Origin of the sequence: Pontimicrobium sp. IMCC45349 (assembly GCF_047219225.1) — a bacterium.
Classification (GTDB): Bacteria; Bacteroidota; Bacteroidia; order Flavobacteriales; family Flavobacteriaceae; genus IMCC45349.
In genome coordinates, this window is record NZ_CP178208.1 from 162,588 (window position 1) to 175,848 (window position 13,261).

Here is a 13,261-nt window from a genome sequence, read left to right on the forward strand (position 1 = left end):
GCTATGAAAAGTTTAATTGAAACACAAGAACACACATTTATCGAAGAACTTACTGATGATATCATTGGTAATGATCATATACTTACGAGTCTTGAAACACCTTTAAGACCAGATGCTTTTGAACTTTCAGATCATGAAAAAAAGCAACAAATAGCATCTTTGTTTGGAGAAATTATGAATGTCTTAGGTTTGGATTTAACAGATGATTCTCTTAAAGGCACACCACAACGTGTTGCCAAAATGTATGTAGATGAAATATTTTCTGGATTGCATCCAAAAAACAAACCCAAAGTAGCGTTATTTGATAATAAATATCAATACAATCAGATGCTTGTTGAAAAGAACATCACGTTTTATTCCAATTGTGAGCATCACTTCGTTCCAATTATTGGAAAAGCACATGTAGCTTACATCTCTTCCGGAAAAGTGATTGGTTTATCAAAACTGAATCGTATTGTACAATACTACGCCAAACGTCCACAAGTACAAGAACGTTTAACCAATCAAATTGCAGAAGAACTCATGGATGTATTACAAACCGAAGATGTCGCAGTAATTATTGATGCAAAACATCTTTGTGTAGCCTCCAGAGGTATTAAAGATGATACCTCAAGTACAGTTACGGCATTTTATGGCGGACAATTTGATACTGAAAAAAAGATCACGGAATTACAGAACTATTTAAAATTATAACCTATGGATATCATTAACAGAGCCCTTGAATTTGAGCAGAGACGTATGCGATCCTTAACCACTAGCGATCGTATTAAAATTTCTAGAGAAGCAAAATCTTTGATTTTAAGCCTAAACGAAATTTATAAAATAAAAAATGACCAAAAAGTCATGGACATTATGAAGCGCATTACAACAATTAAGCGTAAAGTAGAAAAACGATTAAAAGGCAAACCTTTAACATCATGAAACACATTGCTATTGTTGGAGGAAGTAAAGGTATTGGCTTTGAAATCACCAAGGCCTTTGTAGATAGACATAAAGTCTATAATATGAGTCGTTCTATGCCTAATTTTGAGCATGAGAATCTCACACATTATACTTGTGACGTCACACAAAACACCTTACCAGTATTAGATCAGGTAGATACCTTGATTTATTGTCCAGGAAGTATCAATTTGAAACCTATTACTAGACTTGATATTGAAGATTTCAAAGCCGATTTAGAGATCAACTTGTTTGGGGCAATTAAGGCAATAAAAACATATTTACCTCAGCTTAAAAAAAGTGAATTAAACGCATCAATACTATTATTTAGTAGTGTAGCTACAAAATTAGGAATGCCATTTCATGCTAGTATATCTGCTGCAAAATCTGCCGTAGAAGGTTTGGTAAAATCTTTAGCTGCAGAATTAGCTCCAAATATTCGCATCAACGCTATTGCTCCTACAATTACAAATACTAACTTAGCTAATAAACTATTACGTAACGAGCAAATACAAACCAAAACCAAAGAACGCCATCCTTTAAAAAATTATTTAGATCCAGAAGAAGTCGCAACATTAGCAACTTATTTAACCTCTGATGAAGCTAAAGCATTTTCTGGTCAAATTTTTAATATGGATTATGGTATCGTCTCATTAAAATTATAATCGAATTAATAAAGCATTTAATTCTAACCTTTTTTATTATGTGGTCAACAACAAAACAATCAACGCCTCCATCAAGTTCAATTTATGATATTTCAATCAATGCATTGAATAACGAAAAACTAGATTTAAACACTTTTAAAGGTAAATACATCCTCTTTGTTAATGTAGCTTCGGAATGTGGATTCACAGGACAATATGAAGGCTTACAAGAGTTATACGATACTTATAAAGATCAACTAATGGTTATTGGTGTACCTTGTAACCAATTTGGAAAACAAGAACCTGGAAATTCAGCTGAAATTCAAAGTTTTTGTCAAAAAAATTATGGTGTTACGTTTCAAATGACTGAAAAAATTGATGTAAAAGGCGACCAACAACATCCACTCTATCAATGGTTAACGTCAAAAGATAAAAATGGGGTAAAGAATAGTTCTGTAAAATGGAACTTTCAAAAATACTTGATAAATCCTGAAGGGCATTTTATTGATTATTATTACTCTATGACCAAACCGATGAGTACCAAAATCACCAAACACATCAAATAATTGCACGATGAAATTCACAGCATACTTACTCCTCTTTTTAGTTATCAATTTTGGTGGTCTATATTTAGGCACACTCCTCATGAATAATGGTCCTAATGCGGAATGGTATCTCAATTTAAATAAAGCGCCATGGACACCACCAGGTTGGGTATTTGGAGCAGCATGGACATGTATTATGTTATGTTTTTCTATATACCTAAGCTTTTTATTTCAGTGGAAATCATCAACAGGGTTATGGTCTTTATTTGGAATACAAGTGTTTTTGAATGTCATTTGGAATTATGTGTTTTTCAACCAGCATATGACCATCTTAGGACTAGTAATCATTGTGAGTTTACTGATCGTAATTCTATATTACTTCGTGAATTTCAAAGCAGATAAACTAAAAACGACACGTTTACTACTATTACCTTATCTCATTTGGCTTTGCATTGCGGTGTCGCTTAATTTATATGTTGTAATTCATAATTAGATGAAAGTATATCGATTACATACAAAACAAAATCTTCCCATAACTATGGAAGAAGCTTGGGCATTTTTATCAGATCCCAAAAATCTTAAAACGATTACACCAGACTATATGAGTTTTGATATACTTTCTGGTGCAGATCGCCCCATGTTTCCGGGACAAATCATTCAATATATAGTGACACCAATTTTTGGCATAAAAACCAAATGGGTTACCGAAATTACTCATGTTGTAGATCATTCCTATTTTGTAGATGAACAACGTTTTGGACCTTACTCCCTATGGCATCATAAACATTTTATTAAACCTATTAAAAATGGTATTGAAATGGAAGATATTATTGATTATAAGCTCCCTTTTGGCTGGCTAGGACAATTGATGCATCCTATTCTGGTGAAACCAAAATTAAACGAAATCTTTAAATACAGACAAGCTAAACTTATTGAACTCTTTGGTAACTATGAGTAAAACGAAAGTAAATATATTCTGGTTTCGACGCGATTTAAGATTAGAAGACAATGTCGGATTGTACCAAGCCTTACAATCTGATTTACCTATACTTCCAATTTTCATATTTGATGTCAATATTTTAAACACCCTTCCTAAAGACGATGCTCGAGTCCATTTTATTTATGATACATTAGAGCAACTAAATTCACGCCTCAAAAATGATTATAAGTCTGGAATTACAATATTTCACAGTTCACCTTTAAATAGTTTTGAAACGCTAACACAACGCTATGATATTGATAAAGTATATACCAATAACGATTATGAACCTTATGCCATACAACGCGATTTAGAAGTCTCTGAGTTCTTAAATTCAAAAGGCATCACACTAAAAACGTTTAAAGATCATGTGATATTTGAACGTAATGAGATTGTAAAAAAAGATGGTACACCTTATAAGGTTTATACGCCTTATTCCAAACAATGGATCAAACAATTAGAAACAAATCCTATACAAGATTATCCATCTGAAACACAGCTTCATCAACTTTACAAATATGACAGCAAGACATTTCCATCCTTAAGTCTCATTGGATTTGTAACCTCAGCAATTCCTATTGCTTCTTACAATACAGAAGATACACTAATTGGAAACTATGAAGCCACACGAAATTTTCCTGCACTAGAAGAAGGCACATCAAAAGTAGGGCCTCATCTCAGGTTTGGGACTATTAGCATTAGAAAGCTAGTTAAAAAAGCATTAGCATACAAAAACAACACCTATCTCAAAGAACTCATTTGGCGCGAATTTTTCATACAAATTCTATGGCATTATCCGCAAACCATAACGCAAAGTTTTAAACCTCAATACGATCGCATTCAATGGCGAAATAATAAGCAAGAGTTTAAATTATGGTGCCAAGGACAAACAGGTTATCCATTGGTAGATGCAGGTATGCGAGAATTAAATGCTACAGGTAATATGCACAATCGTGTGCGAATGGTGGTAGGCAGTTTTTTATGCAAACATCTTCTTATTGATTGGCGTTGGGGTGAAGCCTATTTTGCTAAAAAACTCAACGACTTTGAGCTGTCAAGTAATGTTGGTAATTGGCAATGGGTTGCTGGATGTGGTGTAGATGCTGCGCCTTATTTCAGAATCTTTAATCCAACCACACAAATTCAAAAATTTGATAAGGAGTATCAATACATAAAAAAATGGGTTCCAGAGTATCAAGAACTCACCTATCCTGCTCCAATAGTATATCATAAAATGGCAAGAGAACGTTGTTTAAAAACCTATAAAACAGCTTTAGAAACAAACGCATAAAAATTAGTATCTTTAAAAAACTAATTAACTAACCAATTAAAAATGAAAAGAATACTCTTTGTTTTATTTTGTTTTGCAGTTACGTCTTCATATTCGCAAAACAAAATATCTAAAAACAAGAAAGCTATTATAGCTTCGGTTGAAAAACATAAACAGAGTTTAATTAAAATTAGCGATGATATTTGGGCACTAGCAGAAACTGCTTTTGAAGAACATCAGTCCTCAAAAATCTTAGCAGATTATGCTGAAAGTCAAGGTATGACTGTAGAGCGTGGTGTTGCTGGAATGCCAACTGCCTTTGTAGCAACCTATGGTTCTGGAAAACCTGTAATTAGCGTTTTAGGAGAATTTGATGCACTTCCAGGGTTATCACAAAAAGCTACTCCTGATAAAAATCCTTTGAAAAAAGGTGCTCCTGGTCATGGTTGTGGACATAATATGTTTGGTGCTGCTAGTTTAGGAGCAGCTATAGCCATTAAAGAACAGATTGAAGCTGGAAAAATTAAAGGGACAGTGAAGTTTTTTGGCACACCAAGTGAAGAGAAATTTTTCGGAAAAATATGGATGGTAAGAGCTGGACTTTGGGATGATGTAGATGTAAACATTAGTTGGCATCCTTCGGCATCTATTGAAGCTGATGTTCAGAGTTCACTAGCTTTAATTGATTTTAAAGTAGAGTTTTTTGGACAAGCTGCTCATGCTTCAGGAGATCCATGGAATGGTCGTTCGGCTTCAGATGCTTTAGAGTTATATACTGCAGGAGTTAATTATTATAGAGAGCATGTAAAACCAACTGTTCGTATGCATTATCATATTCAAGATGGTGGACAAGTAGTAAACGTGGTTCCCGATTATTCTAGACTTTGGATGCGTGTTAGAGATACCAAACGCTCAGGTATGTTGCCTGTTTACGAACGTGTAATGGCTATGGCTGAAGGTGCAGCAATATTAGCTAATGTAGATTATAAAGTATCCCTTATTTCTGGTATCTATGAAGTACTACCTAACAGAGAAGGTGGAAAAATAATGCAATCTAATTTAGAGTTATTAGGACCTATCGAATATACTGATGAAGAAATTGCATTTGGAAAAGGTATTCAAAAAGCTACAGGAAAACCAGAAGTAGGAATGGACAGTAAAATTAAACCTCTTGAACCTACTAGAGAACATCCTGGAGGTGGCTCGACTGATGTTGGAGATGTAAGTTGGAATGTAGCTAATATTAACTTAGGTGTTACAACAGCACCAAAAGATACACCTTGGCATTCTTGGGCTGTTGTATCTTGTGGAGGTATGAGTATTGGTCATAAAGGCATGATTTATGCTTCAAAGGCTATGTCTATGACAATGCTAGATTTATTTGAAAGTCCAGATTTGGTTGACAAAGTAAAAAAAGAATACAAAGAACGAAAAGGTGACGAAGTATATGAAGCGATGATTCCTGATGGCCCTCCTCCTATTGATGAAGTTGGAAATTAATCTTTGTTACAGAATTATTGATTTTACGTTATTAATATAGAATCTTAAAAAATTTCACATGATTAAACGTAAAATACGATTTAAAAAATTGACAATAAAAATTAAGAAGTTTAATTTTAAACATTTCTATCTTTTTATTTCAATGGTTTTCCTTTTTTTCATCATTGATTTAATTAATAAAGGCTTTTCTTCTGAAATTATTTTAATGGATAATTTAATTCAAAACTTCGAAAATTCCTTAGTGATTACTGGTGCAATCATTATGTTCTTCCCTTTTTATGTAAAAAAAGAAATGAATAAAGAGGAAATAGAAAGTATCTCAAAAAAAGTTTACAAAAAAGAAGAGGAGAAAAGAAAGATGTTAGAAGAAATAATAGAAACTGCTACTATTGGGTAATATAAAAAAGCCCTTCAATATTGAAGGGCTTTTTTATATGTTAAATTGGTATCTCTATAATTTCTTAACGTACTTGGTAATAATCACAATATGTTGTCCATCAACTTTACCTTCAATATATTCGGCATTATCATGATCTAAAGATATACGTCTTACAGCAGTCCCTTGTTTAGCTACCATACTAGAGCCTTTAACTTTTAGGTCTTTAATAAGTACTACAGAATCTCCTGCTTCAAGTACAACACCATTTACATCACGATGTACAATTTTATCAGTATCGTCATCGCCATCTCCAAGTGCATTTGCCCAATTAAGGTCTTCCTCTTCCAAATACATCATATCAATCAAATCTTGAGGCCAACCTTCAGACTTTAAACGATTAAGTAATCGCCAAGCAATAACTTGCACAGATTTGTGCTCACTCCACATACTATCATTTAAACAACGCCAATGATTAGCATCCATAGTATCTGGGTTTTCTATTTGACCAACACATATATTACAGGCATACATGCTATTTTTTTCTTCTACTTTTTGAGTTGGTTGTACTGTATAAACTTGTAAGTATTCGTCTGCACCACATAATTCACAAGTATTATTACTACGCTTGCTTAAAACTCTTTCTAAACTCATTGTTAGATATCTATTCTTTCAATTTTAGCTCCAATAGCTCTTAAACGCTCATCAATATTTTCGTAACCTCTGTCAATTTGCTCAATATTATGAATAACTGAAGTTCCTTTTGCAGACAATGCTGCTATTAAAAGTGAAATTCCTGCTCTAATATCTGGCGAAGTCATTGTCGTAGCCTTTAATTGTGACTTAAAATCATGACCAATAACTGTAGCTCTATGAGGGTCGCAAAGAATAATTTTTGCTCCCATATCTATTAGTTTATCTACAAAGAATAAGCGACTTTCAAACATTTTTTGGTGTACTAATACACTTCCTCTTGCTTGTGTTGCTACTACTAAAATGATACTTAATAAATCTGGAGTAAATCCAGGCCATGGTGCATCTGCAATAGTTAAAATAGAACCATCAATATAACTTTGGATCTCGTAACCATCAGTATGTGCAGGTATATGAATATCGTCTCCTTGACGTTCTACAGTAATTCCTAACTTTCTAAATACATTTGGTATTAATCCTAAATCGTCCCAATTTACATTTTTAATTGTAAGCTCACTTTTAGTCATAGCTGCAAGCCCAATCCAACTTCCAATTTCAATCATATCTGGAAGCATCGTGTGTGTTGTCCCTCCTAGGTTTTCAACACCTTCTATAATTAACATATTAGAACCAATACCAGAAATATTAGCTCCCATGCGGTTAAGCATTTTACATAACTGCTGTAAATAAGGCTCACAGGCAGCGTTGTATATAGTTGTTTTTCCTTTAGCTAAAACAGCTGCCATTACAATATTGGCTGTTCCAGTAACTGAAGCTTCATCTAAAAGCATGTACGTACCTTTTAGCTCTTTTGCTTCTACACCATAAAAATGGTCTTCGCGATTATATCTAAAAGATGCTCCAAGGTTAATAAAACCTTCAAAGTGTGTATCTAAACGACGACGTCCAATTTTATCACCTCCTGGTTTTGGAATGTATCCTTTTCCGAAACGTGCTAATAATGGTCCAACAATCATTATTGAACCTCTTAAACCTCTACCATCAATCTTAAATTGTTCGGACTCTAAATATTCTAAATTTACTTCATCAGCCTGAAACGTATAGGTTCCATGTTTTATCTTTTCTACTTTAACACCAAGCTTCTCTAATAATTTTATAAGCTTATTTACATCTACAATATCAGGAATATTGTGTATTGTAATTTTTTCGGGGCTTAATAAAACTGCACATAAAATTTGTAATGCTTCGTTTTTTGCTCCTTGAGGTTGGATAGCACCTTTTAACTGGTGGCCTCCTTCTATTTTAAATGTCTTCATGTAGAAATAAAAGTGAAAGTTTAGTAACGCTTACGGTTACGGTTATGATTGCTATTCTTTTTGCCCTTTTTATGGCCACTATTACTATTTGAAAATTTACGTTTACTACGCATTAAGCTAGCAGCATCACTTAGGTCTTCTTTACTATCTTTTAGGTTTATTCTACCACTAGAAAGCTCATATAAATGATCAAAAATCACAGCATCTTCAACTGTATCTTTATTCCAGTTTAAGAAACACTTTTTCATATGATTTGCAATTGTATAAACTAGAGCTTCTTTCATTTCACCATCATCCCAAGTATTAGCGACATCAATCATTGTCTTAATATTGTTACCATAAAAGCGATATTTAGGATGACTTTGTGGATAAGCCAAAGGTTCTGGTCTCGCATTTAAAACTTCTTTTGAAGGCTTTTCGTATGGTGAATCTACATCCAATTTAAAATCGGACATAATAAATAACTGATCCCAAAGTTTGTGCTGAAAATCTGGTACATCACGTAAATGAGGTTGTAAATTACCCATCACAGAAATAATAGCCTTTGCAACTTTGTTTCTTTCCTCTTTGGATTCTATTGAAGTAGCGTGGTTTATCATTTTCTGAATATGTCTTCCATATTCAGGAATAATTAAATGTTCACGCTCTGTATTATATTCTAATTGATCTATCAAAATTTGTGTAGAATTAATTGTTTATATGAAGTTTACAATCTAGTGCAAATTACAAAAAAAACTAAGACTATCTAGCTTTATTTTATAGCACTAAAACATTCATTTGGTATTATAACGCAATAACACCTTCAACATTATTACTTACTTCTATATACTTATTAATTACTGCATCTGGATCTTTCATAACCACATTTATTGAAATACTTGTGTACTTCCCGTTTTTTGATGCTGTAGTATTAATTACTGCTCCAGTGTTATCAAACAGTGTTTCAATTTCTGCAATCTTTTGATTGTCAGACTTCACTATAAACTTATACAAATATGCTGATGGCCAATTAGTAGTTTCTTCTAGTTGTCCTTTTAGCTTTTTATAAAATTCTTCAGCATTAGGTTTATTACTCATTTTCTTTAATTTATTGAAATGCAAATATACTCTTTCTCTATATTTTTTATTTCCCTTTTTAATTACGATTTTTACAGCTAAAATCTTGCCAAAATTGAATACAAAAAGAATTGTCATAACTGGAGGTCCTGGAACAGGAAAAACATCGATTATTAACGAGTTAATTAAACGCAACCATATATGTCTTGAAGAAATATCTAGACAAGTAACCTTAGAAGCTCAAAAAAAAGGAATAGAGCAGTTGTTTTTAACCGAGCCATTATTGTTTAGTGATATGCTTTTAGAAGGCAGACATAAACAATTTACTGAAGCTCTGGAGTTTGACACTCCTTTTACTTTTCTTGATAGAGGAATTCCAGATGTAGTAGCGTATATGGATTATTTAGGAACTGAATATCCTGAAAGATTTGTAGAGGCATGCGAAAATCATAAATATGATTATGTGTTTATTTTAGCACCTTGGCAAGAAATATACACTAGTGACAACGAACGTTATGAAAACTTTGATCAAGCTATTGAAATTCATCATAAATTAGTTGACACTTATTCTAAGTATGGCTATGAATTGAATGACGTACCTTTTGACTCAGTTGAAAAACGAACCGATTTTATATTAAATATAGTTGAATCTCTTTAATGCAACATCCAATACAAATATTAGAACGCTATTGGAATTACACAAGCTTTAGACCGCTTCAAGAAGATATTATAAATGCAGTACTTGAAGGTAATGACACGTTTGCATTACTCCCAACAGGAGGTGGAAAATCTATTTGCTTTCAAATTCCTGCGTTAGCAAAAGAAGGTATTTGTATTGTTATTTCTCCATTGGTAGCTTTAATGAAAAATCAAGTAGCTACACTTAAAGAAAAAGGCATTAAAGCCATGGCATTAACTAGCGAATACAGTTACAATGATATTAGCCGAATGTTAGATAACTGTATTTATGGCAATTACAAGTTTTTATACTTATCGCCAGAGCGCTTACAACAAGATATTGTTCAAGATCGTATAAGGCAAATGCATGTTAACCTAATTGCTGTTGATGAAGCACATTGTATAAGTCAATGGGGAAACGATTTTAGACCTGCTTATAAAAACATTTCATTATTAAGAACTTTACAACCAACTGTAAATGTTATTGCTTTAACAGCATCAGCGACCTCAAAAGTTGCCGAAGATATTATTACCGAACTTGATTTTATAAGCCCAAAAGTATTTAAACAATCTTTTACAAGAGATAATTTAGCTTATATGGTTTTTAATACCGAAGACAAGCTTTATAAAATTTCTCAAATATTAAAGAAAAATCCTCAATCCTCGATAATTTACGTAAGAAACAGAAAAGCAACTATAGATATAAGTAACCAATTAAATAATAAAGGATTTAACAGCACATATTACCATGGAGGCTTAAGTAATAATGAAAAAGATTTACACTTCTCGCAATGGTACAATAACCAAACACAAGTTATGGTTGCTACCAATGCCTTTGGAATGGGAATTGATAAAGCTGATGTAAAAACAGTAATTCACATTAATTTACCCGAAAGTATTGAGAGTTATTTTCAAGAAGCAGGAAGAGCAGGAAGAAATGGTAAAAAAGCCTTTGCTGTTATTTTAAAAAACGAAGGAGACGAAACACAAGTAAAAAAGCAATTTTTAAACATACTGGCAGATACTGATTATTTAAAAATTGTATATCGAAAACTGTGCAACTACTTTCAAATATCTTATGGAGAAGGTCAAGACACTACACACGATTTTAACTTTAACGATTTTTGTAAAACGTATAAATTGAATACTCATATTACTTATAATGCTTTAAGAGCTTTAGATAGAACAAGCATTATTAGTTTATCGCAACAATTTCATAATCATACAAAGGTTCAAGTTATAGTTAATAACAATAGTCTTTTTCAATATATTGATAAGCATAAAGACGTTGCTACTGTCTTAAAAACTATTTTGAGAACTTATGGTGGTATTTTAGATCAAGAAGTAAAGATTAATACGATTTTAATTTCTGATAAATCTGGTTATTCTGAAGATTATGTCATTAAAGTTTTATTACAATTAGAAAAAGATGAAGTAATCACTTTAAATCTAAAAAAAACAGATGCGCAAATCACGTTTTTAATTCCTCGTGAAGATGATAAAACCATCAATAGAATATCAAAAATCATCTCACAACAAAATCAGTTAAAACAATCACAAGTAGAAACAATTATTAATTACATAAATAATAACACTATTTGTAAAAGCACACAGCTTCTCTCCTATTTTGGAGAAAAAAACAATACAGATTGTGGAATTTGTTCGGTTTGTATAGAAAACAACACTACTAAAAAATCGTTTCAAGAAACGTCTATTAAGCTTGTTTTAGATTTGTTAGAAGCAAATGAATTAAATTCTAGAGAACTTGTAACAAAAAGTAATTTAAATGCTTCACAAGTTACGCAAATACTATCTTTGCTACTTGAAAAAGAATATATAGAAATAACATCAACAAATACCTACAAAATAAAATCATGAAGAAAAAGGACTTAAGAATTGTATTTATGGGAACTCCAGATTTTGCAGTAACCATATTAAAAGGTCTTATCGAAAAAAACTATAATATTGTTGGTGTTATAACAGCTCCAGATAAACCAGCTGGTCGTGGTAGAAAATTAAATGAATCTGCTGTTAAGGTTTATGCTAAGTCCCAAGGACTACATATTATGCAACCAACAAACTTAAAAAGTGAAGCGTTTGTTGAAGAATTAAAAGCGTTAAACGCTAATCTACAAGTTGTAGTTGCTTTTAGAATGTTACCTAAAGTAGTATGGCAAATGCCAAAACTAGGTACATTTAACTTACATGCATCTTTACTTCCTAATTATAGAGGTGCTGCTCCAATAAATTGGGCTATAATAAATGGTGAGAAAAAAACTGGTGTCTCAACATTTTTTATTGATGAACAAATTGATACAGGAGAAATGATTCTTCAAAAATCAATTAAGATTGATAAAAATGAAACAGCTGGAACACTACATGACAAATTAATGCATTTAGGTAGCAAGCTTGTTTTAAAAACAGTTAAACTCATAAAAAAAGGAGATGTAGTCACAACGCCTCAACCTGAAAATGTAGATATAAAAACAGCCTACAAGTTAAATAAGGATAATTGTAAAATAGACTGGAATCTATCACTAAAAAAGATAAACAATAAAGTTAGAGGCTTAAATCCTTATCCATCTGCTTGGTGTTTAATGAAAAATGGAGAAGATACTTTAAATGTAAAAGTATATAATGTTACTCCTATTAAAGAAAAGCATACAATTGCCATTGGTACTGTAATAATCTTAAAATCAGAAATAAAAGTAGCCGTTAAAAAAGGTTATATAATTTTGGATGAAATTAAACTTCCAGGAAAACGAAAAATGGATATTAAATCGCTTTTAAATGGTTTTCAATTCCACGATGAAGTGAAAATGCTCTAAACCCCTGTTATTACTGATATTACAAAAAACCGCATAAAAACGCTCATCTTTATTAACAATTCACTTAAGTTATTAACAAAACTATGCTTTTCCCTTGCTATTACTTGCGTGAATGGATAATCCGTATAAATTTGTAGAGGCTTTAACAGAAATGTTATCCCAAACAAATAATAATTTTAAAATTTCAATTTATGAACAAAACAGATTTAATCAATGGAATGGCAGAAAATGCTGGAATTACTAAAGCAGCTGCTAAGAAAGCATTAGATTCATTATTAATCGACATCGAAGGAGCATTACAAAAAGGAAATAGAGTTTCTTTAGTAGGTTTTGGTTCTTGGTCTGTTTCTAGAAGAGCAGCAAGAGACGGAAGAAACCCTCAAACTGGAAAGACTATAAAAATTAAAGCTAAAAATGTAGTTAAGTTTAAAGCAGGTTCTGACTTAAGCAGCGCTGTAAACTAAAACATACATTTG

General features: G+C 32.2%; 17 protein-coding genes. 13 read left to right on the forward strand and 4 right to left on the reverse strand.

Annotated elements, in window-relative coordinates; genetic code table 11:
• Positions 1 to 3 precede the first annotated feature (3 nt).
• From folE to ACLII3_RS00870, 9 genes are read left to right on the forward strand one after another with little or no spacing between them, the layout of a single operon-like run.
• Positions 4 to 693, forward strand: coding sequence for a GTP cyclohydrolase I FolE (gene folE, locus ACLII3_RS00830; protein WP_412985715.1), 690 nt, complete (start codon positions 4 to 6; stop codon positions 691 to 693).
• Positions 694 to 696: 3 nt separating this feature from the next.
• Positions 697 to 921 (forward strand): hypothetical protein, encoded by a 225-nt coding sequence (locus tag ACLII3_RS00835; RefSeq protein ID WP_412985717.1) that lies wholly within the window; start codon positions 697 to 699, stop codon positions 919 to 921.
• Positions 918 to 1,604: an SDR family NAD(P)-dependent oxidoreductase gene (locus ACLII3_RS00840; protein WP_412985719.1), complete on the forward strand. Its 687-nt coding sequence runs from the start codon at positions 918 to 920 to the stop codon at positions 1,602 to 1,604. Before ACLII3_RS00835 ends, ACLII3_RS00840 begins: the two co-directional genes overlap by 4 nt.
• 38 nt (positions 1,605 to 1,642) lie before the next feature.
• Positions 1,643 to 2,149: a glutathione peroxidase gene (locus ACLII3_RS00845; RefSeq protein WP_412985720.1), complete on the forward strand. Its 507-nt coding sequence runs from the start codon at positions 1,643 to 1,645 to the stop codon at positions 2,147 to 2,149.
• Positions 2,150 to 2,156: 7 nt separating this feature from the next.
• Entirely contained in the window at positions 2,157 to 2,621 is a 465-nt protein-coding gene (locus ACLII3_RS00850; protein ID WP_412985721.1) for a TspO/MBR family protein, read from the forward strand.
• Positions 2,622 to 3,086: an SRPBCC family protein gene (locus ACLII3_RS00855; protein WP_412985723.1), complete on the forward strand. Its 465-nt coding sequence runs from the start codon at positions 2,622 to 2,624 to the stop codon at positions 3,084 to 3,086.
• The gene (locus ACLII3_RS00860; RefSeq protein ID WP_412985725.1) at positions 3,079 to 4,398 is read left to right on the forward strand and encodes a cryptochrome/photolyase family protein; all 1,320 of its coding nucleotides are present in this window, start codon (positions 3,079 to 3,081) and stop codon (positions 4,396 to 4,398) included. The genes ACLII3_RS00855 and ACLII3_RS00860 overlap by 8 nt, the downstream gene beginning before the upstream one ends.
• Positions 4,399 to 4,440: 42 nt before the next feature.
• Complete coding sequence (locus ACLII3_RS00865; protein ID WP_412985726.1) at positions 4,441 to 5,877, forward strand: amidohydrolase; 1,437 nt, start codon at positions 4,441 to 4,443, stop codon at positions 5,875 to 5,877.
• A gap of 58 nt (positions 5,878 to 5,935) precedes the next feature.
• Positions 5,936 to 6,274 (forward strand): hypothetical protein, encoded by a 339-nt coding sequence (locus tag ACLII3_RS00870; protein WP_412985728.1) that lies wholly within the window; start codon positions 5,936 to 5,938, stop codon positions 6,272 to 6,274.
• 54 nt (positions 6,275 to 6,328) lie between these two features.
• Here the strand turns inward: ACLII3_RS00870 and ACLII3_RS00875 are convergent, their stop codons facing one another.
• From ACLII3_RS00875 to ACLII3_RS00890, 4 genes are all read right to left on the reverse strand, one after another.
• Positions 6,329 to 6,907: a PhnA domain-containing protein gene (locus ACLII3_RS00875; RefSeq protein WP_412985730.1), complete on the reverse strand. Its 579-nt coding sequence runs from the start codon at positions 6,905 to 6,907 to the stop codon at positions 6,329 to 6,331.
• Positions 6,908 to 6,909: 2 nt separating this feature from the next.
• Complete coding sequence (murA, locus tag ACLII3_RS00880) at positions 6,910 to 8,223, reverse strand: UDP-N-acetylglucosamine 1-carboxyvinyltransferase (protein ID WP_412985732.1); 1,314 nt, start codon at positions 8,221 to 8,223, stop codon at positions 6,910 to 6,912.
• A gap of 20 nt (positions 8,224 to 8,243) precedes the next feature.
• A complete protein-coding gene (locus ACLII3_RS00885; protein WP_412985734.1) occupies positions 8,244 to 8,897 on the reverse strand; it encodes a DUF4290 domain-containing protein in 654 nt (217 codons plus the stop codon).
• A gap of 109 nt (positions 8,898 to 9,006) precedes the next feature.
• Positions 9,007 to 9,300 (reverse strand): DUF493 family protein, encoded by a 294-nt coding sequence (locus ACLII3_RS00890; protein ID WP_412985736.1) that lies wholly within the window; start codon positions 9,298 to 9,300, stop codon positions 9,007 to 9,009.
• A gap of 94 nt (positions 9,301 to 9,394) precedes the next feature.
• On the opposite strand from ACLII3_RS00890, the gene ACLII3_RS00895 reads away from it, so the two are divergent.
• The 4 genes from ACLII3_RS00895 (at position 9,395) to ACLII3_RS00910 (ending at position 13,249) form a co-directional block, all read left to right on the forward strand.
• Entirely contained in the window at positions 9,395 to 9,937 is a 543-nt protein-coding gene (locus ACLII3_RS00895) for an AAA family ATPase (RefSeq protein ID WP_412985738.1), read from the forward strand.
• Positions 9,937 to 11,835, forward strand: a complete 1,899-nt coding sequence (locus tag ACLII3_RS00900; protein ID WP_412985739.1) for an ATP-dependent DNA helicase RecQ — start codon at positions 9,937 to 9,939, stop codon at positions 11,833 to 11,835. Before ACLII3_RS00895 ends, ACLII3_RS00900 begins: the two co-directional genes overlap by 1 nt.
• Positions 11,832 to 12,785, forward strand: a complete 954-nt coding sequence (fmt, locus tag ACLII3_RS00905; RefSeq protein WP_412985741.1) for a methionyl-tRNA formyltransferase — start codon at positions 11,832 to 11,834, stop codon at positions 12,783 to 12,785. The genes ACLII3_RS00900 and fmt overlap by 4 nt, the downstream gene beginning before the upstream one ends.
• A 191-nt stretch (positions 12,786 to 12,976) precedes the next feature.
• Positions 12,977 to 13,249: an HU family DNA-binding protein gene (locus ACLII3_RS00910; RefSeq protein WP_412985743.1), complete on the forward strand. Its 273-nt coding sequence runs from the start codon at positions 12,977 to 12,979 to the stop codon at positions 13,247 to 13,249.
• The last annotated feature ends 12 nt before the right edge of the window (positions 13,250 to 13,261 follow it).

Bases quoted from the DNA above. Each gene is read 5' to 3' on its own strand.
- ACLII3_RS00835 (WP_412985717.1), top strand. From the start codon at position 697: ATGGATATCATTAACAGAGCCCTTGAATTTGAGCAGAGACGTATGCGA.
- ACLII3_RS00850 (WP_412985721.1), top strand. From the start codon at position 2,157: ATGAAATTCACAGCATACTTACTCCTCTTTTTAGTTATCAATTTTGGT.
- ACLII3_RS00845 (WP_412985720.1), top strand. From the start codon at position 1,643: ATGTGGTCAACAACAAAACAATCAACGCCTCCATCAAGTTCAATTTAT.
- fmt (WP_412985741.1), top strand. From the start codon at position 11,832: ATGAAGAAAAAGGACTTAAGAATTGTATTTATGGGAACTCCAGATTTT.
- ACLII3_RS00870 (WP_412985728.1), top strand. From the start codon at position 5,936: ATGATTAAACGTAAAATACGATTTAAAAAATTGACAATAAAAATTAAG.
- ACLII3_RS00900 (WP_412985739.1), top strand. From the start codon at position 9,937: ATGCAACATCCAATACAAATATTAGAACGCTATTGGAATTACACAAGC.
- murA (WP_412985732.1), bottom strand. From the start codon at position 8,223: ATGAAGACATTTAAAATAGAAGGAGGCCACCAGTTAAAAGGTGCTATC.
- ACLII3_RS00855 (WP_412985723.1), top strand. From the start codon at position 2,622: ATGAAAGTATATCGATTACATACAAAACAAAATCTTCCCATAACTATG.
- ACLII3_RS00875 (WP_412985730.1), bottom strand. From the start codon at position 6,907: ATGAGTTTAGAAAGAGTTTTAAGCAAGCGTAGTAATAATACTTGTGAA.
- ACLII3_RS00865 (WP_412985726.1), top strand. From the start codon at position 4,441: ATGAAAAGAATACTCTTTGTTTTATTTTGTTTTGCAGTTACGTCTTCA.
- ACLII3_RS00910 (WP_412985743.1), top strand. From the start codon at position 12,977: ATGAACAAAACAGATTTAATCAATGGAATGGCAGAAAATGCTGGAATT.
- ACLII3_RS00860 (WP_412985725.1), top strand. From the start codon at position 3,079: ATGAGTAAAACGAAAGTAAATATATTCTGGTTTCGACGCGATTTAAGA.
- ACLII3_RS00890 (WP_412985736.1), bottom strand. From the start codon at position 9,300: ATGAGTAATAAACCTAATGCTGAAGAATTTTATAAAAAGCTAAAAGGA.
- ACLII3_RS00840 (WP_412985719.1), top strand. From the start codon at position 918: ATGAAACACATTGCTATTGTTGGAGGAAGTAAAGGTATTGGCTTTGAA.
- folE (WP_412985715.1), top strand. From the start codon at position 4: ATGAAAAGTTTAATTGAAACACAAGAACACACATTTATCGAAGAACTT.